The following is a 20,860-nucleotide window of genomic DNA, read 5'->3' on the forward strand; positions in this document are numbered from 1 at the left end:
TCAGCGGGCGAGCAGGCTGCCGAGCAGCCGTTCCAGGCCGTCGAGCGCATCGGCCAGGCGCGCCTGCTGGTCGCCCTCCGGTTCGGCGATCCAGAACGAGGCTTCGGTGATGGCGCCGTAGAGCATGCGTGCCATCACCCCCGCATGCAGCGGCGCCACCGTGCCGGCGGCGATCAGGGTCTCGAGCGCGGCCTGCAATGCGCCGATCCCTACCGACTGCGCGGCCGGCGGGACGTCGCCGAACACGGCGCGCGCGTCCTGCAGGATGATGCGGCGGATCTCCGGCTCCAGCGCCAGTTCCAGATAGGTGCGGCAGCGGCGGCGAAACCCCTCCCACGGCGAGGGCGCCGCATCGGACACCGCCTGCAGGCGTGCGCCGACCTCGACCTCGATCTGTTCGATGACCGCGGTCAGCAGCCCTTCCTTGCCGTTGAAGTGGTGGTAGAGCGCGCCGCGGGTCAGGCCTACCTCGGCAGTGAAGTCGTCCATCGAGGTGTGCGCGAAGCCTTGCGCGGCGAACGCGCGCCGCGCCGCCGCCAGCAGCTTGGCGCGGGTGTCCTCGATCATTTCGGTGCGGGAGCGGCGGCGTGGCATGCGGTGGCCAGTTGACATACGCAGTGTATGCTATTTTCATACGTCGCGTATGTCAATTTAGCTGTGCGCTTGGCGGCGCGCGACCGGGAAGCAGCGGTCCGGTGGCTGGTGGGCGATCCGCGGCGGCTGGCGCCGCGTGTCGTAGGCGGTGCCGCGATGTCTTCTCGCCCTCCGCAAGGACATGCGATCAGCGGCTACGAGCGGCCCTTTCCTTGGTGCATGCATCGGCTTGCGCTGGCCGTCGTCGGATAGCCGAAGCGTTCGCTTCCACGCGCGGCATCAGTCCAGCACCGGCACGTTGCGCTTCGCGCGGGCAAATAGAACAGCGTTGGGCGTCATGGATACGGCCATCCCCGCTCATAGGCCGGCGTCATTCGCGGGTACTGCGGGCTTGCCGGTAGACGCAGCAGGCAGCCGCGGTGCGTTCATTGCGCGCTGGCGGCAACGAGCCTCCGTGCCACCAGCTGCCCAGAAACCCGAGGGAAGGCCGGCAGTCTCGCCGTGCGTCTGCGCTGCCCGGCGAACAACACGCGCGACGGTCAGGCCGCCGCGGCGAACGCCGGGCGGGTCAGGTTCTCCGGATCGCCGTCGGTACAGGCCACCTCGTCCTCGATGCGGATGCCGCCGTAGGGCTTGAACTGCGCCACGCGCGCCCAGTCGATGCTGGCGGCGTGGCCGGCCTGTTTGGCTTCGTCCAGCAGCATGTCGATGAAGTACACGCCCGGTTCGATCGTCACCACCATGCCCGGTTCCAGCACGCGGGTCATGCGCAGGTAGGGATGGCCGACGGGGCGTTCGATGCGGCCGCCGCGGTCGCTGGCGGCGAAGCCGGCCACGTCGTGCACCTGCAGGCCGATCGGGTGGCCGAGCCCGTGCGGGAAGAACGCGGCGCTGACGCCGGTGGCCAGCGCGGCTTCCGGCGACACGGTGATCACCCCGAAGTCCTTGAGCACGCCCATCAGCGCCAGGTGCGCGTCGAGGTGCAACTGCTTGTAGTCCACGCCGGCGCGCACGCTCTGGCCCATGCGGAGTTGCGCGGCGTCGACCGCGTCGATCAGCGCCTGGAACTCGCTGCCGGTGTCGGCGGCGTAGCTGCGGGTGATGTCGCTGGCGTAGCCGTGCGCGGAGGCGCCGGCATCGATCAGGAAGCTGCGCCGCTGCGCCGGCGCCTGCCGCTCCAGTTCGGTGTAGTGCAGCACCGCGCCGTGCTCGTTGAGCGCAATGATGTTCCCGTACGGCAGGTCGTTGGCGTCCTGGCCGACCGCGCCGCAATAGGCCATGTGGATCTCGAACTCGCTGCGGCCGTCGCGGAACGCGGCTTCGGCGGCGCGGTGGCCGCGCACCGCCAGATGCTGCGCCTGGCGCATGAGTTCCAGTTCGTAGGCGGTCTTGTAGGCGCGGTGGTACTCCAGGTACTGGACCACCGCGTCGGGATTGTTCGGCACGTAGTCGCCCAGCGCGCTCTGCGCCTCGCCCAGGATCGCGCAGCGCGCCGCCGCCGCGGGCAGCAGCGCCAGCGCCTCTTCCGGGCTGCGGATGACGTGGATGTCGCAATGTTCCACCCACCAGCCGTTCGGCGCGGCCGGCACCACGTGCCAGTAGTCGCGCGGCTGGTGGAAGATCACCTGCGGGCGGCGCCCGGGCGTGTACACCAGCCAGCTGTTCGGCATCCGGGTCAACGGCAGCCAGGCCTTGAACTGCGGGTTCACCGCGTACGGATAGTCGCGGTCGTCGAACAGCTGGTAGTGCAGGGTGCCGCTGGGCACTACCAGATGGTCGAAGCCGCCGCGCGCCAGCGCGGTGTCGGCGCGTTGCGCCAGCGTGCGCAGGTGGTCGGCATACAGGGCACTGGGGTCGTGCTGGATCATGGCGAAGGCTCGGTCGGCGATGCGAAAAGGCAGGCGCCCAGTTTGCCGCAAACGTCGCGGCGCTTGCCAACGCGATCGGCGCCAGCGCCGCTCCAGGAGCGAGGAGGGCGTGGCGCCGCGATCGGCAATTTATGGGGGCGACTTCAGTCGCGACGGGCGCTACCGGTAATGCCCGTCGCGACTGAAGTCGCTCTCACAGGTGAGTGGGCGGCGGGCATGTGCCGCGACGTCACGTTCGTGCGTAGTGCGCACCTGTTCAAGCCGCGCCTGCAGCAGCAGGCCACGGACTGGTGTGGAGGAGGCTTCAGTCCAGCGTCCGCCAACCGCTCGGCTTTGCTTGTCTCATCGGTGTTGCTTCCGCACCATGTCGCCGGCGATGCGGACAGGTGCCCGATGCGCTACCCGGCCGGCCCCGCATTGATCCACTGCCGCAGCAGTTCGCGGTGCGCGGGCGAGATGGTCAGGAAGCGGAAGCCGGCCCAGGACTGGCCCGGCGCATGCGAACGTTCGCTCCACAGTAGGTGCACGCCGACGTCGATCTGGGTGTCGCGGCCGAGTTGCGGGATCGCGAAGCGCAACTGGTACAGCGCGTCGTCGTGCAGCGGGGCCGACGCCAGCAGCAGCATGCCGCTCTCGGACACGTTGCCGAGCCGGCCGACCACGGCGTCTTCCATCATGTCCAGCACCGGCACCATGTCCGGGACCTGTCGTCGCGGCGAGCGGCGGGCTTCGGCGATCATGCGTCCTCCAGGGGGGCGTTGGGCGCAGGCGCGCCGGCCAGGGTGCGCAGCGCGCGCACGGTGGCGTGCCAGGCGCGGTCGATCAGCCGCGCGCGGTCTTCGGTGACGATCCGCGCCTGGCCCTGCGCCAGCAACCGCGACAGCGCGTCCAGCGAGTATTCGGCGGTCTTGTGCCCGCGCTGGTTGACGAACAGGGCGCGATCGGTGATCGGGCTGTACCAGGACAGGCGCTGCCGTTTCAGGTCGCCCTGCTGGTTGGTGACGAACTCGAACCAGGTGCCGAACGGCAGGCTGCGCAAGCGCGCGTACGCGGCCTGCTCGGTCTCGTTGCGCGGCGCCAGCAGCGGACGCTCGTCCTCGCCCTGGTCGCCGAGGCGGGTGCGCGACTTGAGCCTGGCGCTGAGTTCGGTGCGCGAGACCAGTTCGTCGCCGCCTCCCGGGGTGGACAGGCGCCGCGCGATCGCGGCGGCTTCGTCCTGGTGGTAGCCCACCTGCAACAAGGCGCTGCGCACCTCGTCGGCCAGGCCGGTATCGGGATCGCCGCCGTTGTCGCGACAACTGACCTCGGCGATGCACTGGGTCAGCTGCTGGCGCTCGCGCCACGCTTCCGAGTCCTCGCCCTGGCGCAGCAGGGTCAGGGTCAGTACGTCGGACCAGGCCTGCTTCAGCAGCGCCTGCACGAACTTGGGCGGCTGCCAGGTCCGGCACAGGTCGTCCAGCGTGGCATTGGCCAACTGCTTGGCCACCTCCAGCCGCTCCTTGCCGCGTGCGGCCTCGATGTGCCGGCGCTCGGCGATCTCGGCCTTGTGCGCCAGCGCGCGGTACTGCGCCTGGATGTCCTGGTGGGCCTGTTCGAAGACGCTCTCGTCGCCTTCGTAGTCCTCGACCACCCGGTCCACGGTCTGGTTCAGCTTCAACAGCAGCTGTGGATCGGTGTCTTCTTCGCCGAGCCAGGTGGCGCCGGATTCGGCGACCGCGTTGAGCAGTTCGCGCGCCGGATGCTGGTGGCGCACGAAGAACGCCGGGTCCTGCAGCGCGGCGCGCACCAGCGGCACCTGCAGGCGTTCCAGCAGCGCGGCGGCGGGCGCTTCGCTGCGCACTTCGCGCTCGACCTCGGCGTAGAGCAGGCCGAGCAGTTCGAAGGTGTCGGCATCCTGCGGAGCCAGCGCGGCCTGCGCGCCATGCTCGGCGCGCAGCGTGGCCAGCAAGGCGGCCTGCACGTCGCGGACCTGGCGGCGGCCGCGCAGTCCGGCCTGCGCGCTGTGCGCGGGCGGCTGCGCCTGCAGCTCGCCCAGCGCCTGCAGCAGCGAGGCGGTCGGCACGGCGGGGGCAGTGCCGTTGGCGGCTGCCGCGGACGTGCCGGTCGCCGCGGTGGTGCGTGGCGTGGCCGGCATGGTGGGGCCGCCCGCGGTGGGCGTCGTCGCGGCGGTGGCGGCGGGCTGGCCGCCGGCCGCTGCGGCATGCGCAGTGCCGGCCGGCGCTGCGACCGCCGCTGCCGCCGCACGGTCGCGCGCGACGGCGAGCAGCTGGCGCAGCGTGGCCAGGTCGGTCGGTTCGCTGCCGGTGGCCGCTGCCGCCGGGGCGGTGGCCGCCGTCGCCGCGGCACCGGACGCGCGCTGCTGCGCTGCGGCCGCGGCCGCGGGTGGCGGGCCTGGTGTGGCTGGGGCTGGCATCGTCGGCATGCCGGGCCGGGCCTCGCTGGCCGCTGCACCGGAACTCGGACTGGACCAGGCGCTGGGCGCCGCCTGCCCCGACCAGCCGGTGGCCGGGCGCGTGGCGGGGGAGGGCCGCGCCGCGCCGCGTGCGCCGGCAGTCGGTTCCGCCGGCGGACGCGCCACGTACGGCAAATAGACCAGCCCGGGCAGCACGCCGGCATGGGTCAGCAACACGTTGGCGCGCTCCACGATCTCGCCGTAGCGCGCCAGCACCTGGCGCTCGAAGGCGCGGTACAGGGTCAGTTGCGCGTCCAACCCCAGCCGCAGTTCCTCGCCGGCCTCGCGCAGGATCCGGCACAGCAGGTGCGGGCCGAGCGGGGTGTGCTCGGCCTCGAACGCCGGCCGCGCGGCGAGCACGCCGAAGCGCTGGCCGAGCAGTTGCAACGGGATGCTGGCGCGCGCGGCCTCGCGCCGGGCGATGTCGTGCAGCACGATGTCGCGGTCGATGTCCACGTCGGCGACCAGGGTCAGCATCTGCATCGCCGCGTTGGCCTTTTCCTGCCGGCGCGGGCCGCTGGGGTCGGGCGGCAGCCGGATCGTGGCCAGCGCCGCTTCCAGCTGCGCCTTGTAGAACGGCGCGAAGCGCTCGCGGCGCGCGCGCAGGCCCTGCAGTTCCTGGTAGATGTCCTGTTGCAGCTGGCTGTTGCGCGCACGCTCGGCCTGGTCGAACAGCTCGCGCTCCAGCTCGGCCAGGGTCGTTTGCAGCGGGGCGTCCAGCGCCTGCCACAGCAAGGTCTTGAGCGTGTCCAGGATGTCGCGCACACGCGTGGGCAGGGCGGCCGCAGCGAGCGTCGCCGGGTTGGCCGACGGGGTAGCAGACAATGACATCCTGTGATCGCCGTTTACTTTTTCCGGGTCCGGTATGTAGCACGTTTCCGCCGGCGCAACCACGCCGGGGTGCCGCGGCCAGGCGTTTTCAGGCCAGGAACAGGGCGACCACGTCGTTGGTGAAGCGCCGTCCCAGTTCGGTAGGGACGGCGTACCCGGCGTCCACCCGCAGCCAGTCCCGCGCCTGCGCCTGCGCCAGCGCCGGCGCGATCGCCTCCGGCGCCAGGCCGGTGCGTGCGGCGAAGTCGCGCAGCGCGAAACCCTGGTTCAGGCGCAGCGCGTTGAGCATGTATTCGAACGGGCGCCGTTCGGCCGCGATCCACTCGTCGCCGCCGATCGCCGCCGGGGTGCCGGCGGCGGCCAGGAACGCCTGCGGATGCTTGGTCTTCCAGCGGCGCAGGATGCTCTGCTCGGCGCCGGAGCTGATCTTGCCGTGGGCGCCGGCGCCGATGCCCAGGTAGTCGCCGAACTTCCAGTAGTTGAGGTTGTGCGCGCACTGGTAGCCGTCGCGGGCATAGGCGCTGACCTCGTACTGGGCGTAGCCGGCCGCGGCCAGCAGCGCCTGGCAGCGCTCCTGCATGTCCCAGGCGTCGTCGTCCTCCGGGATGCCCTGCGGCGGGCGCGCGGCGAACACCGTGTTCGGCTCCAGGGTCAGCTGGTAGTGGCTGAGGTGGGTGGGCTGCAGCGCCAGCGCGCGGGCGATGTCGGCCTCCGCCCCGGCCAGGGTCTGCTGCGGCAGCGCGTACATCAGGTCCAGGTTGAGGTTGGCGTAGCCGGCGTCCTGCGCCAGCTTCACCGCGCGCTCGGCGTCGGCGCTGTCGTGGATCCGGCCCAGGCGCTGCAGCGCGGCGTCGTCGAAGCTCTGGATGCCGAAGCTGAGCCGGTTGACCCCGGCCGCCAGGTAGCGGTCGAAGCGGCCGTGCTCGGCGGTGCCCGGGTTGGTCTCCAGGGTGATTTCCAGGTTCGGCGCGAAGCGCAGGCGCGCGCTGGCCGCCTGCAGGAAGCGGTCGATCGCTTCGGCCGGGAACAGGCTGGGAGTGCCGCCGCCGAAGAACACGGTCTGCACGGTGCGGCCCCAGACCAGCGGCAGGTCCTGGTCAAGGTCGCGGATCAGCGCGTCCACGTAGTCGTCGAACGGCAGCGCACCCTTGGCCGCATGCGAGTTGAAATCGCAGTACGGGCATTTGCGCACGCACCAGGGCAGGTGCACGTACAGCGACAGCGGGGGCGGGATCAGCGGCGGCATGGGGACAGTGTAGAAGGCGGAGCGGCAGCGGCGCGCGGGCGCGCAGCTTGGGTTTCGGTGGTGGAAGAGGGGCGGTGGCTGCAGCGCCGGCTACGCCCGGGGAGCGGCCACCTGGCGCCAGGCGGAAGCCGTAGCGGCGCTCGCGCGCCCGCTACAGGGATGCCAGGCGCTGCTTCAACAGTGCCAGCGCCTGGCCGCGGTGGCTGATCCGGTTCTTCAGCGCCAGCGGCATCTGCGCCGCGCTCTGGCCGTGCTCGGGGTCGAAGAACACCGGGTCGTAGCCGTGGCCGCCGTCGCCGGCGCGCGCGTGCAGGATGCGTCCGCGCCAGCTGCCTTCCACCAGCAGCGGCTGCGGGTCTTCGGCATGCCGCAGCAGCACCAGCACGCAGTAGAAATGCGCGCCACGCTGCGCATCGGGCACGTCGCGCAGTGCGTGCAGCAGCTTGTCGATGTTGGCGTTGGCGTTGCCGTGTTCGCCGGCGTAGCGCGCCGAATACAGGCCGGGCGCGCCGCGCAGCGCGTCCACGCAGATGCCCGAGTCGTCGGCCAGCGCCGGCAGGCCGGTGACCTGCGCGGCGTGGCGCGCCTTGAGCAGCGCGTTCTCGACGAAGGTCAGGCCGGTCTCGTCGGCATCGCGCACGCCGAGCGTGGACTGCGCGACCAGCTCGATGCCGGTGCCGTCGAGCAGCGCATGCAGTTCTTCCAGCTTGCCGGCGTTGCTGCTGGCCAGGACCAGTGTCTTCATTGCTTGGGTTCCAGCAGGTCCCACTTGGTGCCGTACAGGTCGCGGAACACCGCGACCGTGCCATAGGGTTCCGCGCGTGGGGATTCGAGGAACTCCACGCCCTGCGCCAGCATCGCGGCGTGGTCGCGGGCGAAGTCGTCGGTGTACAGGAAGTGGTCCACGCGCCCGCCGGTCTGGTCGCCGATCCGCGCGCGCTGCGCGGCGTCGCCGGGTTCGGCCAGCAGCAGCGCGGCATCGTCGCTGCCGCCCGGGCCGACCACCACCCAGCGCTTGCCGTCGCCGAGCGCCACGTCCTGCAGCAGGGCGAAGCCGAGCTTGCCGGTGTACCAGGCGATCGCCGCGTCGTAGTCGGCCACGATCAGCGTGGTCAATGCGATCCGCCGCTTCACCGCGCCAGCGCCTCGCGCTGGGCGGCAAGCAGCTGGCCGATGCCGGTTTCGGCCAGCGCCAGCAGCGCGTCCAGTTCGTCGCGGCGGAACGCGTGGCCTTCGGCAGTGCCCTGGATTTCGATGAAGCCGCCGCCGTCGTTCATCACCACGTTCATGTCGGTGTCGCAGTCGCTGTCCTCGGCGTAGTCCAGGTCCAGCACCGGGGTGCCGCGGTAGACGCCGACCGAGACCGCGGCGACCGCGCCGAGCACCACCGGCTTCTTCAGGTCGCCGCGCTTCTGCAGCCAGTTCACCGCGTCCATCAGCGCCACGTAGGCGCCGGTGATCGCCGCGGTGCGGGTGCCGCCGTCGGCCTGCAGCACGTCGCAGTCCAGGGTGATGGTGCGCTCGCCGAGCGCGTTGCGGTCCACGCAGGCGCGCAGCGCGCGGCCGATCAGGCGCTGGATCTCCAGCGTGCGCCCGCCCTGCTTGCCGCGCGCGGCCTCGCGGTCGGAACGCGAATGGGTGGCGCGCGGCAGCATGCCGTACTCGGCGGTGATCCAGCCTTCGCCCTTGCCGCGCAGGAAGCCGGGCACGCGGTTCTCGACGCTGGCGTTGCACAGCACGCGGGTGTCGCCGAAGCTGACCAGCACCGAACCTTCGGCGTGGCGGGTGAAGGCGCGCTCGATGCGCACCGGGCGCAGCTGATCGGCCGTGCGGCCACTGGGACGGGAAAAGGACATGGGGTTCGATCCGGAGGTGTCGTGAGGGCCGGGCGCGGCAACGGGCCGGGCCGGCGGGGCGCTAGGGTACCATTCGCGCTTTGCACGCACCGGAACAGCACATGATCCGCAGCATGACCGCCTTCGCCGGCGCCGAGCGCATCACTCCCTGGGGCACGCTGGGCTGCGAGTTGCGCTCGGTCAACCACCGTTTTCTCGAAGTGAGCGTGCGCCTGCCGGAGGAGCTGCGCGCGCTGGAACCGCAGTTGCGCGAACGCCTGGCCGCGCGGGTCAGCCGCGGCAAGCTGGACCTGATGCTGCGCCTGCGCGCGCCCGATGCCAACGCGCAGGCGCTGGCGGTGAACGAACCGCTGGTCGAGCAGCTGGCCGTGCTCGCGCAGCGGCTCGGCGCGCGCTTCCCGCAGCTGCAGGTGCAGTTCGCCGACCTGCTGCAGCTGCCCGGCGTACTGCAGGGGCAGGCGGTCGACCCGGCCGCGCTGCAGGCACAGGCGCTGGAACTGCTGGACGAGGTGGTGGCCGAATTCGTCGCCGCGCGCGAGCGCGAGGGCGGCAAGCTCGCGGCGGCCATCGTCGAGCGGGTCGACGCGGTCGAGCGCATCGCCGGCGAGGTGAAGGAACTGATCCCGGCCATCCGCGAGGGCCAGCGCGCCAAGCTGGCCGCACGCCTGGCCGACCTGCCGCATCCGGTCGATCCGGGCCGCGCCGAGCAGGAACTGGTGCTGTGGCTGCAGAAACTCGACGTGGACGAGGAGCTGGACCGGCTCGGCAGCCACATCAAGGAGATCCGCCGCGTGCTGCGCCAGCCCGAGCCGGCCGGCCGGCGCCTGGATTTCCTGCTGCAGGAATTCAACCGCGAGGCCAACACCCTGGGCTCCAAGTCGGTGGACAGCCGCACCTCCAACGCGGCGGTGGAGCTGAAGGTGCTGATCGACCAAATCCGCGAGCAGGTGCAGAACCTGGAGTAGCTTGCCGCCGGCGCCGTCCGGCGTCCGCGTCAGCGCTCGCGCAGGAAGAAGTCCACCGGCACCACCACCTGCACCGGGTCGCCCTCGATCTCCGCTGGCGGTGGCGGCAGCGGGCTGGCCCGCTGCACCGTCGCCAAGGTCTCGCTGTCCAGCGCGTCGTGGCCGCTGCCCTGGACGACGCGGATCGCGCTGGCATGGCCGCGCCGATCCACCGCGAACTGGACCTGCACCACCCCTTCCTGCCTGCGCCGTTGCGCCGGCCGCGGATAGCGCTTGTAGCGTTGCAGATGGCCCAGCACTTGCGCCTGCCAGGTGGCGCGCTGCTGTTGCGCCACGCCGGAGAGCGATTGCGCCGCGGCATAGCGGTTTGCCGGCGGCGCCGGCGCGCTGGGCGGGGCGCTGGCCTGCGCGGCGCTGGCCGCTTGCGGTTCGTCTAGCGGTTCGTCTTGCGCCGGCGCCGGCGCCGACGGCGGCGGTTGCTCGCGGCCTGCAGGCAGGCGTTGCAGCGGCGGGGACGCCGGCAGCGGTGCACGCGCGCGCGGAACCTGGCGTTGCTGCTGCTCTTTCTGCGGCGGCCCCGGCGGCACCTCGCTGGGCGCCGCTGGCGGAGCGGTCGGGATCGGCGCGAGTTCCAGCATGACCGCCTGCGCGGGAGCGGCGAGCGGCAGCGGCCGATCGCGCGACGGCCAGCACAGCAGCATGGTCAGGATCGCCGCATGCGCCGCCAGCACGCCGCCGAGACTGAGCAGCCAGCGCCGCAGCGCTCGCTCCTGCGGCGCTGCGCTCATTGCCCGGCGCGCTCCATCCCGACCAGCGCCACCTTCAGGTAGCCTGCGTCGCGCAGCGCGTTCATCGTCTGCATCAGCTCGCCGTAGGCCACGGCCCGGTCGGCGCGCAGGAAGATGCGCTGGTCGCGATCGCCACGGGTCAGCCGATCCAGCGCCGGCTGCAGTGCAGCGTTCTCGATCCGGGTGTCGTTGAGGCTCAGGCCCAGGTCCTTGTGCAGCGTCAGGTAGACCGGATCGCGGTCCCTGGGCTGCGGCGCCGCGCTGCTGGCGGGCAGCTCCACCGGCACCTCCACCGTGGCCAGCGGCGCGGCGACCATGAAGACGATCAGCAGCACCAGCATCACGTCGATGAGCGGGGTGACGTTGATCGCGTGGTTCTCTTCCAGCGCCTCGTCGTCGTCTCGGCCCGTGCGGATGGTCATGCCGGCTGCCTCACTGCGCGCCGGCCACGGGCGAGCCGGGCTCGGTTGCCTGCTGGCGATCCAGGTCGCGCGAGACCAGTTGCTGTACGCCCGCCGACAGATCGCCCAGTTGCTGGCGCAAGCCGCCCAGGGTGCGCGCGAAATGGTTGTAGATCACCACCGCCGGAATCGCGGCGACCAGGCCCAGCGCGGTCGCGAGCAAGGCCTCGGCGATGCCCGGCGCGACCACCGCCAGGTTGGTGGTGTTGGAGCGGGCGATGCCGACGAAGCTGTTCATGATGCCCCACACGGTGCCGAACAGGCCGACGAACGGCGCGGTGGCGCCGATCGTGGCGAGCGGACCGGTGCCCTTGCGCAGCTGGCGCGCATACCCAAGTTCGATCCGCTCCAGGCGCGAGGCCAGCCGCTCCTTGATCCCGAGCTTGTCCTCCAGGCCGCTGGATTGCCGCAGTTCGGCGCGGGCCTCGTGCAGCAGCGCGCGCGCCGCATGTACGGCCAACTGCGGCCTCGCCTCGGCGTCGACCAGATGTTGCGATTGCAGCAGCGCCGCATGCGCCGCCCGCAGCGTGCGCCCGATCCGCGCCAACTCCCAGCTCTTGGCCGCCAGGATCGTCCAGGTGGCGACCGAGGCGATGGCCAGGCCGACCATCACCGCCTGGACCACCAGGTCGGCGTGCAGGAACATCTGCCACGGCCCCAGGTCGGGCGGCAGCAGGGAGGGGGCGATGTCAGCGTGCATGGTCGTCATCCAGCGTGTCGAAAGTAGGAACGGAGGCGGATGCGTCCACAGCGGCGACAGTCGTTTGCAACGCGTTCGGCTGCGGACCGATGCCGGGATGGCGCAGCCGGCATCGCGCGCGGCGGCATGCGGAGGCCGGGGTGTCGACTGGCCGCGCGCGCCTGGCGCCAGCCGCACCGCCGCCAGGCATGCGCAGGTGAGGTGCAGCCCGGCGCCACGCCGGCAGCGCCGCAGCCGGACTGGTGCGGCGCGCTTGTCGCTGGCGGCAACGCATGACGATCTTCCCTGGCATCACTGAACTCCTTGCGCATCCGCAACGCCGCGCGGTGCCGGACGCGACAGCACGTACGCGGCGCTGCCGGCGAAGAACAGGCCCACGCCCAGCGCCAGTTTCCAGCCCGGATGCGCGCCGCACCAGAACAGCAGGTAGCCCACGCCCATGCCGGCGCCAGCGAAACATTTCCCGCGGCGCGTGATCGCGCCCTGTTCGCGCCACAGCCGCAAGGCGGCGCCGTAGCGGGGATGCCCCAGCAGCCACGCCTCCAGTCGCGGCGAACAGCGCGAGAAGCAGCCTGCCGCCAGGATCAGGAAGATCGTGGTCGGCATCACCGGCAGCACCGCGCCGATCAGGCCCAGCGCCAGCATCAGCAGGCCCAGGCACAGCCAAGCGCCGCGGCTCGGCGTCATCGCCATCGCCAGGGTCGCTCGCGACATGAGGACATCAGGCGCCGGCCGCGAGATGGGTATCGACATGCGCATACACGCGATCGAACGCGGCGCATGCCGCAGCGACCACCGCCTGTTCCTGCGTGGGGTGCAGCGGCACGCTGTCGAGCGCGGTGGTGAACTGGCGCCAATGCCGCGCTCGCCCGTCCGGATGGCCGGCCAGGTGGCGCGCGCCGAACTGCTCGTGCAGTCCTAGCCTGGCGGCCAGCTTGGCCAGGATCGCCGCGCCCAGGCTGGAACCTTCGGCCACGTAGAGCCAGCCCAGCGCGTTGACCTGCTTTTCGTAGTAGCGGCCGTCCGCTGCCGCGAACGCAGGCACGTCGGGTACCGCGGCGCCGAGATCGGCCAGGTCGGCCAACAGCTGCGGCAGTCGCCGGCGCTGCGCCAGCTCGGGCACCACGCTGGCGAGCACGGGATTGCGGTACACGCTCTCCATGTCGCAGTGGAAGCAGTACTGCGCCTGCACGAAGCGCGCGTAGTTCGCGCGCGATGCGAACGGTTGCGCGGCCATGATGCGCTGGTCCAGGCGCGCGTGCGCCGCATGGGTGGCGGCCTTCAGGCGCTGGCTGCGGGTGGTGTCGGCGAGGAGGGTCTGGTTCATGGCGCAGGCTCGATGGCGAAAGGGAAGAAAGGTGGCGCGCCTGGCATGGGCGTCGCTCGGAACGGCAGACCGGTCACAGCGTCCGCTCCAGTTTCAGGCTGACCGTGTTCCTGTCGTAGCTGTAGAGCCAATCGACGTTGCTGCTGACATGGCTGCGGCGCAGCGTCAGCAGCGGCACGAAGCCGGCGATGGCCAGGCGCGGCGCGCGCAGGACAAAGCTGTAGCCCTGTTCGGCGTCGTCGCGCCGCGCACCGAGTACTGCGCTGTAGGCGCCGTAGTCGCGGCGGCGGTAGGACGCGAACAGCGTGCCGCTGAAGCCGTCCGGCCATTGCAGCGAACCGCCCAGGCGGACGCCCTTTTGCAGGAAGGACTCGGCTGGCTGCGCGAGGGCGCTGTCGGTCAGGTCGGCACCGGCGAAGACGGTCCAGCGCGTGCCGAGACTGCGGAAATACGTGGCGTATGCGCTGCGGACTACACCGTCGTAGCTGCCGGCGTAGTCGCCGCGGCGATAGCGCATGTCCTTCCAGTCGCCCTCCAGCTTGAGCAGCGCGCGCGGCGAAAGCGTCCAGCTCCACTCCGCGTGCGCGCCCCAGGCGCCGTACAGCGCGTCGTTGCCCAGCGCGTAGTACTCGAACGTGGGCGCCAGCGCCAGCGTGTGCCGTCCGCTGCGGTAGCTGTAGCCGGCCTGGCTGATCGAGGTCAGCTCGTTGTAGGCGCCGTTGTCGCGATAACCCTGGCCGAACAGCAGCGAGCGCAGGTACAGCCCGTGGTGCCCGCGCAGCGGCAGGCGCCGATCGACGCTGGCATCGTAGTCGTAGCCGGCGGCACTGATCGCCTCGGGCGTGCTGCGGCTGAAGAAGCAGCGTCCGTCCATCAGCAGCAGGCAGACCGAACTGGCCGAGGTGCGGTTGACGTTGTCGCTCCATGCCGGGCCCAGCGCGAACGCGCCGTTCCAGTCGCGGCGCCCGGCCAGCGCCTGGCGGAAACTGGCGACGCTGCTGCGCACGCCCTCGGTCTTGGGATCGCCGGCATCGATGGAGGCCTCGATCGCCGCGAACGCCTGCTCGGCCTCGCGATCCTGCTGGTCCTCGAACAGCACCCGCGCCAGTTCCAGCCGGCCCGGCAGGAAGTCCGGCCGCAGCGCCAGCAGTGCCCGGTACTCGCGTTCGGCCTCGCGGTAATGGCCGCCGTTGCGGGCCACCGCGCCCTGCGCGTAGTGGACCAGCAGCGGATCGCGATCGGCCAGGGTCAGGTATTCCTGCAGGAAATGCTGCACCGCCTGCCACTGCCGGTTCTGCAGCGACAGATACAGCGCGCGGCCGACGTCGTTGGCGGTGTGCGCGACCGTGTAGGACTTGCCATCGACGCTGATGGTCGGCCGCTCGGCGTCCAGTTCGTCCTTGAGCAGCGCACGCTCGCGCTCGCTCGCCTGGCCCTGGGTGCGCTGGTCCAGCATGCGCCGCGTGTCGTCCTGCGACTGCGCCGGGACGTGGAAGCAAACGGCCATGACTGCGCATCCCAGCAGCAATGCCATGGAGCACGAACGTCGCCGCGCAGAGAGAAAGAAGTGCATCGATGCGCCGTGGAAAGGGGGGAAGCAGGACTGGCTTGGCCTTGGCTTGTCCTGCGTGAAGCAGTTCTGAAAACTGCGAACTGGCGAAGCGGTTACTGCTTGGCGCCGCCGAACGCGGTGTCGTACGCGACGCCGGCGAAATCGGCGATGCCGGCCAGAGCGGTCTGGTTGGCGTAGAACTGGCCGGAGACCGCGCCGTTGGATGCCACCAGGGTGCCCGACTGCCGCGCCGTGGCGTTGCTGCCGGAGACGCTGGCGTTGCTGTTGATGGTGGCCGTGCCGATGTTGACCGCGAAGCCGGCGCCGTTCTGGATCGAACCGGTCAGCCGCGCGGTGCCGAAGTTGGCGTTGAAGGTGCCTGTCAGCTGGTTGCCGGCGCTGTAGTTGTTGATGCCGACCACGCTGTAGCTGGCCGTGCCCGAGGTCGGGACGCTGCTATCGGGCTTGTCGCCGATGAAATATACGGTGTGCGTGCCCAGTCCGTCGGTGGTGTCCTTGCGCGAGTACCACTCGCCGAACCACACGTCCTGGCTGCCGACCTGGGCGAACGCGAACACGCCCAGGCTGTCGTGGCTGCTCGGCGCGCCGCTGTACGGGAAGTTCAGCACTTTCACCGAGCCGACGCCGCCGTAGGTGGCCAGCCCCTTGAAATCCACCGGATTGTTCAGCCCGGTCGAGTTCACCGCGATGCCGGCGAATCCGGCCTGGTGCGGCCCGCCGTTGACCGTGGATTCGCCGACCTTCACGTAGGCCTCGTTGCTCGACTTGCCGACGAACGGAGCGGCATGCGCGCTGCCCAGCATGCCGGCCATGACCAGGCCGACAACGGCGGCGATGCGTGTGTTTTTCGTGTTCATGAGATGTATCCCTATGGTTGGGTTGGAACGATGAGAACGTCCGTGTCCGGAACAAGCCACACTCCTTGATGCGTCCAGGCGGTTCAGAACCTCCCGGTCAAACTGAGTTTCAGCGTCCGCCCCGGCGCCGCGACGGTCGAGCGCGTGGCGGGGTCGACGTAGTAGCGGTCGGTGAGGTTGGTGGCGGTCAGCTCCACGTCCAGGTTCTCGCGCAGCTTGTAGCTGGCGTAGGCATCCAGCAGCACCGTCCTGCCCCAGGAGAAGGGCACGTTGAAGGTGTAGACCAGCCGCCCGTCCTGGTTCTGGATCGAGTTCTCGCGGAACCAGTCCAGGTCCGGATTCCGGTACTGCTTGTAGTAGGTGACGCGGCTGCCCAGCTCGAGGCGCCGCTGCAGCAGGCGCCCGCCCAGCGACCACGTCGCCGACAGCTCCGGCGTGCTCTGGGTCAGCAGGTAGCCGCCGACGAATCCGTAGTCGACGCAGGTCGGCACGATCTGGCCACTGCCGATGACGTAGCCGTTGGTGCTGGACAGCAGCGCCGCGGTGGTCTCGTCGCAGACCTCGTTCTTCAGGCTGTAGTTGACGCCCAGGTCGGTGAACAGCCGTCCGTTGTCGTAGCGGCCCTGGAACTCGAGGCCGCGGAGGGTCTGCTTTTCGATGTTGTCGAACTTGAAGCCGGGATCGCGTTCGATCACGTCGCGCGTCTTGTTGACGTAATAGGCCAGCTTGACGTCGGCGGTGGTGTCGGCGCCGAGCAGCGGGCTCAGATCGTGGACGTAGGCCAGTTCCCAGTTGTAGGCGTGCTCGGGCCGCACGCCCCAGGGATTGAGCGAAGCGGAGAACGCCACCGTGCTCTCGAACATGCTGGGGAAGCGCAGGGTTTCGCCGTAGCGGAAATAGACGCGGCTGTAGTCGCCGAAGTTCACCGTGGCCGAGAAGAACGGCACCCAGCCATGGTCCTTGCGCTTGCGCGCGGTGGCGTCGAGGGTCTGGGTCACGGCGCTGGCGAGGCAGGTCTGCCCGGCCGTGCCGGCCAGGCCGTCCAGCGACCCATTGAGGCAGGCGTTGCCAGCCTTGGTGTAGTCGCCGTTGGCGTCCGGCTGCCACGGCACCCGGTGCTGCACCTCGTAGCTGCTGGGGACGTTCTGCAGCAGCGCGGCGGCGATCTCGTCGTACTCCTGCTGGGTGATGATCTCCAGTTCCAGCAGTTCCAGGTTGCCGGCGAGCTGGTCGGCGATCAGCGCCTCGCGCTGCTGCTGCGTGTAGGTCTCGGTCGTGCGGTAGCCGATCTCGTAGCCGGTGACCACGGACTGCCTGATCTGGCCGGCGTGCGCGTCCAGGAAGTCATCGAAGGCCCAATACGAGGCGTAGCGCGCACCGGCGCTCAGGGTCAGGAAGTCGAGCGGCCGCCATTCGAAATTGAAATTGGCCTGCCATTCCTCGCGCCGGCCTGCGCGCGGATACATGCGCCAGCCATCGCTCACGCCGAAATAGGCATCGTCCGAGCGCAGCGTCTCATGCTGGAAGTTGCCGCCCAGGGTCAGGTCGAGGCGATCGGCGAGGCGAATCCTGTTGCTCAGGGTGATGCCGTTGCGCGCGTTGCGCGCATTGGCCAGCGCGGTGTTCTTCAGCAGCGGGGCGTCGACGCCTTGCGCGTAGTTCGGAAAGCCGCCGGCGGTGTAGGTGTCGCTGATCGTCTCGGTGCGCCACAGGTTGGCGTACAGGTCGATCCAGCGGCTGTCCGCCGGCTGCCACTGATATTCCAGGTTCCACGCCTTCGCATCGACGCGGCTGGTCGGCCACTGGATGGCGGCGCGGTCCTGCGAGGCGATGATCCGCGAGGGCATCACCTCGCCGTAGTGCGAGAGGCTGTCGCGGTAGCCCGCCTGCAGCGCCTGTTCGTCGCTGGGGCGCCAGGTGGCCTTGAACAGCCAGGATTCCATCTGGCTCGACGTGTTGGTCACCTCGTTGCCGGGCAGCCAGTAGTTGGCCATCGACAGGATGTAGTCGTCGGCGGAAGAGCCTGTCGCTTTGCTGTAGTAGCCGGCGCCGCGCTTGCCGGCGTAGTAGTTGCCGCGTTCGCGATAGGCATAGGCGGCCAGCAGGTCGAGGTTCTCGGCGGGCCGCCAGCCCAGCGCGAGCCGGTACGCGTAGTCGTCGCCGTCGAGGACGTTGTAGCCCCCGCCGCCGCTGCGCGGCGTCACCAGCAGGGTGCGATCGGTGTAGGGGATGTTGGGCGTGGCCTGCGGGAAGCCCTCGACCGTGCGGTAGTCCTCCCCGGTGTGCAGGGTCGGCAGCCGCGGCGAGGTCGCGTTGCTGCTGCCCTCGAGCTTGAATTCGCCGCCGAAGCGCTGGCCTTGCTCGACGACGTCGTCCACGTCCAGGGTATCGACGACCATCGCGCCGCCGATGCCGGTGGCGACGTTGCGGGTCAGCGAGGGGCCCTTGAGGATCCGGATGCCGCCGATCAGGAACGGGTCGATGTAGTTGCGGTTGCTGGCGCCGTTGTAGCCGCGCCAGACCGTCAAGGCCTGCTCGGTGCCGTCGATGGTCACCGGCACGCGGCCGGGACCCTGGATGCCGCGGATGTTGAGGTCCAGCGCGCCGCTGTTGCGGGCGTCGCCGCTGAACACGCCGGCGACGCCGTTGAGCAGGTCCGACGGGGTGGCGCCCTTGTAGCGTTCGACCTCGGTGCGGCCGATGTACGAAGTCGACAGGTCCAGGTCGTAGATGTCGTCGTAGCCCTGGACGTCGCGTGCGCTGCCGGTGGCATCGCCGCGCGCGGCGCCGGCCACGTTCAAGGTGTCGGTGACGATCGCCGCGTCGTGTCCGCCCGGCGCGGGAGGATTGGCAAGGACGTCCAGCGTGACCGCATTGGCGCCGGTCCGCCGCGGCACCAGGCCGCTGCCCTGCAGCAGACGCTGCAGGGCCTGCTCGGCGCTGTAGTCGCCCTTCACCGCGGGAGCGACCAGGCGGTAGGGCTCCTGCCGGCTGTACAGCACCTGCAATCCGGTTTGCGCGGACAGCTTCACCAGCGCATCGGGCAGCGGCTGCGCCTCCAGATCGATGGCGTAGCGCGCCGGTTGCGTGCCGGTCGCGGCGGCCGGCGACTGCGCGTAGGTCGACGTGGCCAGGGGGAGCAGCGCCAGCGCGATGGTGCTGGAGAGCAGGGTGCGGCAGGCAGGGAGGCGGCGCCTGCGGACGGCGGTGGTGTGGAGGGACATGGAATCGGGTATCGGGAAGAAGAGGTTGTGTGATGCGAACGAAAATCATTCCGTTCTTCCTGGTAACACGGGTCCAGCCGGGTCCCACTACCCAGTCCGTTTGCCGTCTGTGTGCGGCATCAGCGGTTTTGTTTATCTTTTGTTCATTGAATGCGGCCAGGCACTGCCTGCGCCGGCGCTGGCCGGTACACGACGGTCACCCATCCCAGGCGCACCGCGTCGAGCTGCAAACTGTCCAGCAGCAGCTGCAGGCTGGCGTCCGGATCGGCGATGCTGAACGAGCCGGAGACCGGGAGTGCGCGCACGTCGTCGCCATGCACCTGCACGATACCGTTGCGGTAGCGCGCGAGTTCGTCGACGACCTGCGACAGCGGCGTGTTGTAGAAGACCAATTGCCGCCGCCGCCAGGCGATCGCCGCGCGCGGATCGTGCACGGCCTCGCGCTGCACGGCGGCGCCCGCCAGCCATGCGCTTTGCCCGGCGGCGAGCACCGCGCCGGTTCCCCCGGCAGGCGGGCTGACGGCGACGCGGCCTTCGACCACGCTGACCCGGGCGCTGGCGTCGTCGAGACGGACGTTGAAGGCGGTCCCCAGCACGCGCGCGCTGCCGCCGGCGCTGTCCACCACGAAAGGACGGTGCATGTCGCGCGCGACCTGGAAGAAGGCTTCGCCGCGCAGCAGCCTGACCGTGCGCAGGTCCTTGCGCATGTGCACGGCGATGGCGCTGTCGGTATTGAGGGTGACGACGCTGCCGTCCTCCAGCTGCAGCCGCCGCATCGCGCCGACCTGGGTGTAGGCGTCGCTGCGCAGGCGGTCCAGGCCGCCGCCGCCCAGCCAGCCGCCCGCGGCGATCGCCAGGGCCAGGCTGGCCACGGCGGCGTGCAGCAGCCGGCGCCTGCGTCGGCCGCGCACCACTGCAGCGGGTGCGGGCGGCACCCGCGGCGCCGGTGCCGACAGCGTCGCAGCCGGAGCCGGAGCCCCCGCGGCGCGCGGCGCCTCCGCGTCCAGCTGGTCGGCGAGGTCGGTGACGGGTTGTTCCAACAGGCCCAGGAACGCGCGTGCCGACGCCATCGCCGCGGCACGGGCAGCGGGGGCGGCGGCGAGCCAGGCCAGGTGGCGGCGCACTAGGTCCGGGTCCTCCGGCGCTTCGTCCAGGTGCAGGACCCAATGGATCGCCTGGTCGAACAGGTCGTCGTCGACGGGAGGTGTGGCGGGCATCGTCTGCCTATCCGTTAAGGAATGGGTGGCCGCCAGCGGCGAGCGGAACGGGGCTATGGAACGGGCTATAGAAATGCTGACGGGTCCAGCGCGATCGATCCCTTAGTCGCCCGCGCTCACACGTCCCGGCCCGCGTCGCGCAGCCGCCGCCGGCAATGGGCGACGGCGACGGCGATGTGCTTTTCCACGGTGCGCGGCGAGATGCTTAATTGCTCGGCGATCTGCGCCATGCTCAGGCCGCGGCCGCGGAACAGGATGAACACCCGCCGCGCCTGCGCCGGCAGGTCGCGTACCGCCTGTTGCAGGACCGCGTACTCCTGCTCGCTCAGCGCCACCTGGTAGGGCGACGGCGCCGGGCTGGCAATGTCCTCGTGTTTTTCCGCAGAAGAGAGGAAGCGGTTGCGGGACGCCGCCAGCCGGTGCCGGTCGATCGCGAGGTTGTCGACGATCCGGCGCAGGTAGGTGACCGGGTCGCGCACCGCGGCGGTCCCGGCGCCGGAGTCGGCGCGCGAGGCCAGGCGGAGCCACGCATCGTGCAGCAGGTCGTCTGCGGCAGCGGCGTACTTGCGCGAGGCGTATCGGCGCAGCTCCTCGTAGCTGTTTTCCAGCTCGGCCGCCAGCGGGGCGGCGTCGGCCGGAGGCGACGGAACCGACATGGCGTGCGTCCAGACCTGCGGTAAGAGCGCCATTGTGGTTCAGATGAGAGTTATTCTCAATTGCGGCGTCATCGTGCAAGCGCATGCAGCGCCCGTGTCCGTCGCGGCCTGGAGGAGGCAGCGCACGCGTTCGTTGGCGAATAGCGATAGGGATCAGTCGCTTCGGTTCGGCGACGACGGCAGGCACTGCGCCGGCCGCGCCGTGTCGCTTGCGGTGGCGGCTGGGGCTGGTATCGTGCGCCGCC

Annotated in this window: 20 protein-coding genes; 2 read left to right on the forward strand and 18 right to left on the reverse strand. The window is 70.6% G+C overall.

The annotated features are described in order from the left end of the window. From J2Y70_RS05685 to rph, 8 genes are all read right to left on the reverse strand, one after another. A complete protein-coding gene (locus J2Y70_RS05685; RefSeq protein ID WP_309914410.1) occupies positions 1–594 on the reverse strand; it encodes a TetR/AcrR family transcriptional regulator in 594 nt (197 codons plus the stop codon). 539 nt (positions 595–1,133) lie between these two features. Beyond that, the gene (pepQ, locus tag J2Y70_RS05690; RefSeq protein ID WP_309914413.1) at positions 1,134–2,462 is read right to left on the reverse strand and encodes a Xaa-Pro dipeptidase; all 1,329 of its coding nucleotides are present in this window, start codon (positions 2,460–2,462) and stop codon (positions 1,134–1,136) included. A 398-nt stretch (positions 2,463–2,860) separates the two neighbouring features. After that, entirely contained in the window at positions 2,861–3,202 is a 342-nt protein-coding gene (locus tag J2Y70_RS05695) for a PilZ domain-containing protein (RefSeq protein ID WP_309914416.1), read from the reverse strand. Next, complete coding sequence (locus tag J2Y70_RS05700) at positions 3,199–5,745, reverse strand: DUF1631 domain-containing protein (RefSeq protein WP_309914420.1); 2,547 nt, start codon at positions 5,743–5,745, stop codon at positions 3,199–3,201. The genes J2Y70_RS05695 and J2Y70_RS05700 overlap by 4 nt, the downstream gene beginning before the upstream one ends. 88 nt (positions 5,746–5,833) lie before the next feature. Then, on the reverse strand, positions 5,834–6,991 hold the full coding sequence (hemW, locus tag J2Y70_RS05705) for a radical SAM family heme chaperone HemW (RefSeq protein WP_309914424.1): 1,158 nt from the start codon (positions 6,989–6,991) through the stop codon (positions 5,834–5,836). 151 nt (positions 6,992–7,142) lie between these two features. Beyond that, complete coding sequence (rdgB, locus tag J2Y70_RS05710) at positions 7,143–7,736, reverse strand: RdgB/HAM1 family non-canonical purine NTP pyrophosphatase (protein WP_309914426.1); 594 nt, start codon at positions 7,734–7,736, stop codon at positions 7,143–7,145. After that, complete coding sequence (locus J2Y70_RS05715; protein WP_309914429.1) at positions 7,733–8,125, reverse strand: VOC family protein; 393 nt, start codon at positions 8,123–8,125, stop codon at positions 7,733–7,735. Before J2Y70_RS05715 ends, rdgB begins: the two co-directional genes overlap by 4 nt. Continuing rightward, on the reverse strand, positions 8,122–8,847 hold the full coding sequence (rph, locus tag J2Y70_RS05720; protein ID WP_263395590.1) for a ribonuclease PH: 726 nt from the start codon (positions 8,845–8,847) through the stop codon (positions 8,122–8,124). The genes J2Y70_RS05715 and rph overlap by 4 nt, the downstream gene beginning before the upstream one ends. A gap of 101 nt (positions 8,848–8,948) precedes the next feature. On the opposite strand from rph, the gene J2Y70_RS05725 reads away from it, so the two are divergent. Further along, complete coding sequence (locus J2Y70_RS05725; protein WP_263395589.1) at positions 8,949–9,812, forward strand: YicC/YloC family endoribonuclease; 864 nt, start codon at positions 8,949–8,951, stop codon at positions 9,810–9,812. Positions 9,813–9,841: 29 nt separating this feature from the next. On the opposite strand, the gene J2Y70_RS05730 is transcribed toward J2Y70_RS05725, so the two are convergent. From J2Y70_RS05730 to J2Y70_RS05755, 6 genes are all read right to left on the reverse strand, one after another. After that, a complete protein-coding gene (locus J2Y70_RS05730) occupies positions 9,842–10,600 on the reverse strand; it encodes an energy transducer TonB (RefSeq protein ID WP_309914433.1) in 759 nt (252 codons plus the stop codon). After that, complete coding sequence (gene exbD / locus J2Y70_RS05735; RefSeq protein ID WP_263395587.1) at positions 10,597–11,022, reverse strand: TonB system transport protein ExbD; 426 nt, start codon at positions 11,020–11,022, stop codon at positions 10,597–10,599. Before exbD ends, J2Y70_RS05730 begins: the two co-directional genes overlap by 4 nt. Before the next feature lie 10 nt (positions 11,023–11,032). Further along, entirely contained in the window at positions 11,033–11,761 is a 729-nt protein-coding gene (exbB, locus tag J2Y70_RS05740; protein ID WP_309914437.1) for a tonB-system energizer ExbB, read from the reverse strand. Positions 11,762–12,052: 291 nt separating this feature from the next. After that, positions 12,053–12,475 carry a YbaN family protein gene (locus tag J2Y70_RS05745; RefSeq protein WP_309914440.1) on the reverse strand — a complete coding sequence of 141 codons (423 nt, stop codon included), beginning with the start codon at positions 12,473–12,475 and terminating at the stop codon, positions 12,053–12,055. A gap of 7 nt (positions 12,476–12,482) precedes the next feature. Further along, positions 12,483–13,088, reverse strand: a complete 606-nt coding sequence (locus J2Y70_RS05750; RefSeq protein ID WP_309914442.1) for a biliverdin-producing heme oxygenase — start codon at positions 13,086–13,088, stop codon at positions 12,483–12,485. A 73-nt stretch (positions 13,089–13,161) separates the two neighbouring features. After that, complete coding sequence (locus J2Y70_RS05755) at positions 13,162–14,595, reverse strand: surface lipoprotein assembly modifier (RefSeq protein ID WP_309914445.1); 1,434 nt, start codon at positions 14,593–14,595, stop codon at positions 13,162–13,164. On the opposite strand from J2Y70_RS05755, the gene J2Y70_RS05760 reads away from it, so the two are divergent. Further along, the gene (locus J2Y70_RS05760; RefSeq protein ID WP_309914447.1) at positions 14,594–14,731 is read left to right on the forward strand and encodes a hypothetical protein; all 138 of its coding nucleotides are present in this window, start codon (positions 14,594–14,596) and stop codon (positions 14,729–14,731) included. The two genes, J2Y70_RS05755 and J2Y70_RS05760, sit on opposite strands and share 2 nt — an antisense overlap. A 22-nt stretch (positions 14,732–14,753) precedes the next feature. On the opposite strand, the gene J2Y70_RS05765 is transcribed toward J2Y70_RS05760, so the two are convergent. From J2Y70_RS05765 to J2Y70_RS05780, 4 genes are all read right to left on the reverse strand, one after another. Further along, a complete protein-coding gene (locus tag J2Y70_RS05765) occupies positions 14,754–15,518 on the reverse strand; it encodes a Slam-dependent surface lipoprotein (protein WP_263395581.1) in 765 nt (254 codons plus the stop codon). Positions 15,519–15,601: 83 nt separating this feature from the next. After that, on the reverse strand, positions 15,602–18,742 hold the full coding sequence (locus J2Y70_RS05770) for a TonB-dependent receptor (protein WP_309914451.1): 3,141 nt from the start codon (positions 18,740–18,742) through the stop codon (positions 15,602–15,604). 143 nt (positions 18,743–18,885) lie between these two features. Continuing rightward, the gene (locus J2Y70_RS05775) at positions 18,886–19,959 is read right to left on the reverse strand and encodes a FecR domain-containing protein (RefSeq protein WP_309914454.1); all 1,074 of its coding nucleotides are present in this window, start codon (positions 19,957–19,959) and stop codon (positions 18,886–18,888) included. 116 nt (positions 19,960–20,075) lie between these two features. After that, a complete protein-coding gene (locus J2Y70_RS05780) occupies positions 20,076–20,648 on the reverse strand; it encodes a sigma-70 family RNA polymerase sigma factor (RefSeq protein WP_309914457.1) in 573 nt (190 codons plus the stop codon). Between the last annotated feature and the right edge of the window lie 212 nt (positions 20,649–20,860).

Source organism: Xanthomonas sp. 1678, assembly GCF_031455575.1.
In the GTDB taxonomy this organism is placed as follows: domain Bacteria; phylum Pseudomonadota; class Gammaproteobacteria; order Xanthomonadales; family Xanthomonadaceae; genus Xanthomonas_A.

What these genes read in the sequence shown, in the direction of transcription:
- J2Y70_RS05700 (WP_309914420.1), bottom strand. Translation starts at nt 5,745, where the DNA reads ATGTCATTGTCTGCTACCCCGTCGGCCAACCCGGCGACGCTCGCTGCG.
- J2Y70_RS05755 (WP_309914445.1), bottom strand. Translation starts at nt 14,595, where the DNA reads ATGGCCGTTTGCTTCCACGTCCCGGCGCAGTCGCAGGACGACACGCGG.
- J2Y70_RS05725 (WP_263395589.1), top strand. Translation starts at nt 8,949, where the DNA reads ATGATCCGCAGCATGACCGCCTTCGCCGGCGCCGAGCGCATCACTCCC.
- J2Y70_RS05745 (WP_309914440.1), bottom strand. Translation starts at nt 12,475, where the DNA reads ATGTCGCGAGCGACCCTGGCGATGGCGATGACGCCGAGCCGCGGCGCT.
- pepQ (WP_309914413.1), bottom strand. Translation starts at nt 2,462, where the DNA reads ATGATCCAGCACGACCCCAGTGCCCTGTATGCCGACCACCTGCGCACG.
- J2Y70_RS05685 (WP_309914410.1), bottom strand. Translation starts at nt 594, where the DNA reads ATGCCACGCCGCCGCTCCCGCACCGAAATGATCGAGGACACCCGCGCC.
- exbB (WP_309914437.1), bottom strand. Translation starts at nt 11,761, where the DNA reads ATGCACGCTGACATCGCCCCCTCCCTGCTGCCGCCCGACCTGGGGCCG.
- J2Y70_RS05775 (WP_309914454.1), bottom strand. Translation starts at nt 19,959, where the DNA reads ATGCCCGCCACACCTCCCGTCGACGACGACCTGTTCGACCAGGCGATC.
- J2Y70_RS05765 (WP_263395581.1), bottom strand. Translation starts at nt 15,518, where the DNA reads ATGAACACGAAAAACACACGCATCGCCGCCGTTGTCGGCCTGGTCATG.
- rdgB (WP_309914426.1), bottom strand. Translation starts at nt 7,736, where the DNA reads ATGAAGACACTGGTCCTGGCCAGCAGCAACGCCGGCAAGCTGGAAGAA.
- rph (WP_263395590.1), bottom strand. Translation starts at nt 8,847, where the DNA reads ATGTCCTTTTCCCGTCCCAGTGGCCGCACGGCCGATCAGCTGCGCCCG.
- J2Y70_RS05760 (WP_309914447.1), top strand. Translation starts at nt 14,594, where the DNA reads ATGACTGCGCATCCCAGCAGCAATGCCATGGAGCACGAACGTCGCCGC.
- J2Y70_RS05695 (WP_309914416.1), bottom strand. Translation starts at nt 3,202, where the DNA reads ATGATCGCCGAAGCCCGCCGCTCGCCGCGACGACAGGTCCCGGACATG.
- J2Y70_RS05730 (WP_309914433.1), bottom strand. Translation starts at nt 10,600, where the DNA reads ATGAGCGCAGCGCCGCAGGAGCGAGCGCTGCGGCGCTGGCTGCTCAGT.
- J2Y70_RS05770 (WP_309914451.1), bottom strand. Translation starts at nt 18,742, where the DNA reads ATGTCCCTCCACACCACCGCCGTCCGCAGGCGCCGCCTCCCTGCCTGC.
- hemW (WP_309914424.1), bottom strand. Translation starts at nt 6,991, where the DNA reads ATGCCGCCGCTGATCCCGCCCCCGCTGTCGCTGTACGTGCACCTGCCC.
- J2Y70_RS05750 (WP_309914442.1), bottom strand. Translation starts at nt 13,088, where the DNA reads ATGAACCAGACCCTCCTCGCCGACACCACCCGCAGCCAGCGCCTGAAG.
- J2Y70_RS05780 (WP_309914457.1), bottom strand. Translation starts at nt 20,648, where the DNA reads ATGGCGCTCTTACCGCAGGTCTGGACGCACGCCATGTCGGTTCCGTCG.
- exbD (WP_263395587.1), bottom strand. Translation starts at nt 11,022, where the DNA reads ATGACCATCCGCACGGGCCGAGACGACGACGAGGCGCTGGAAGAGAAC.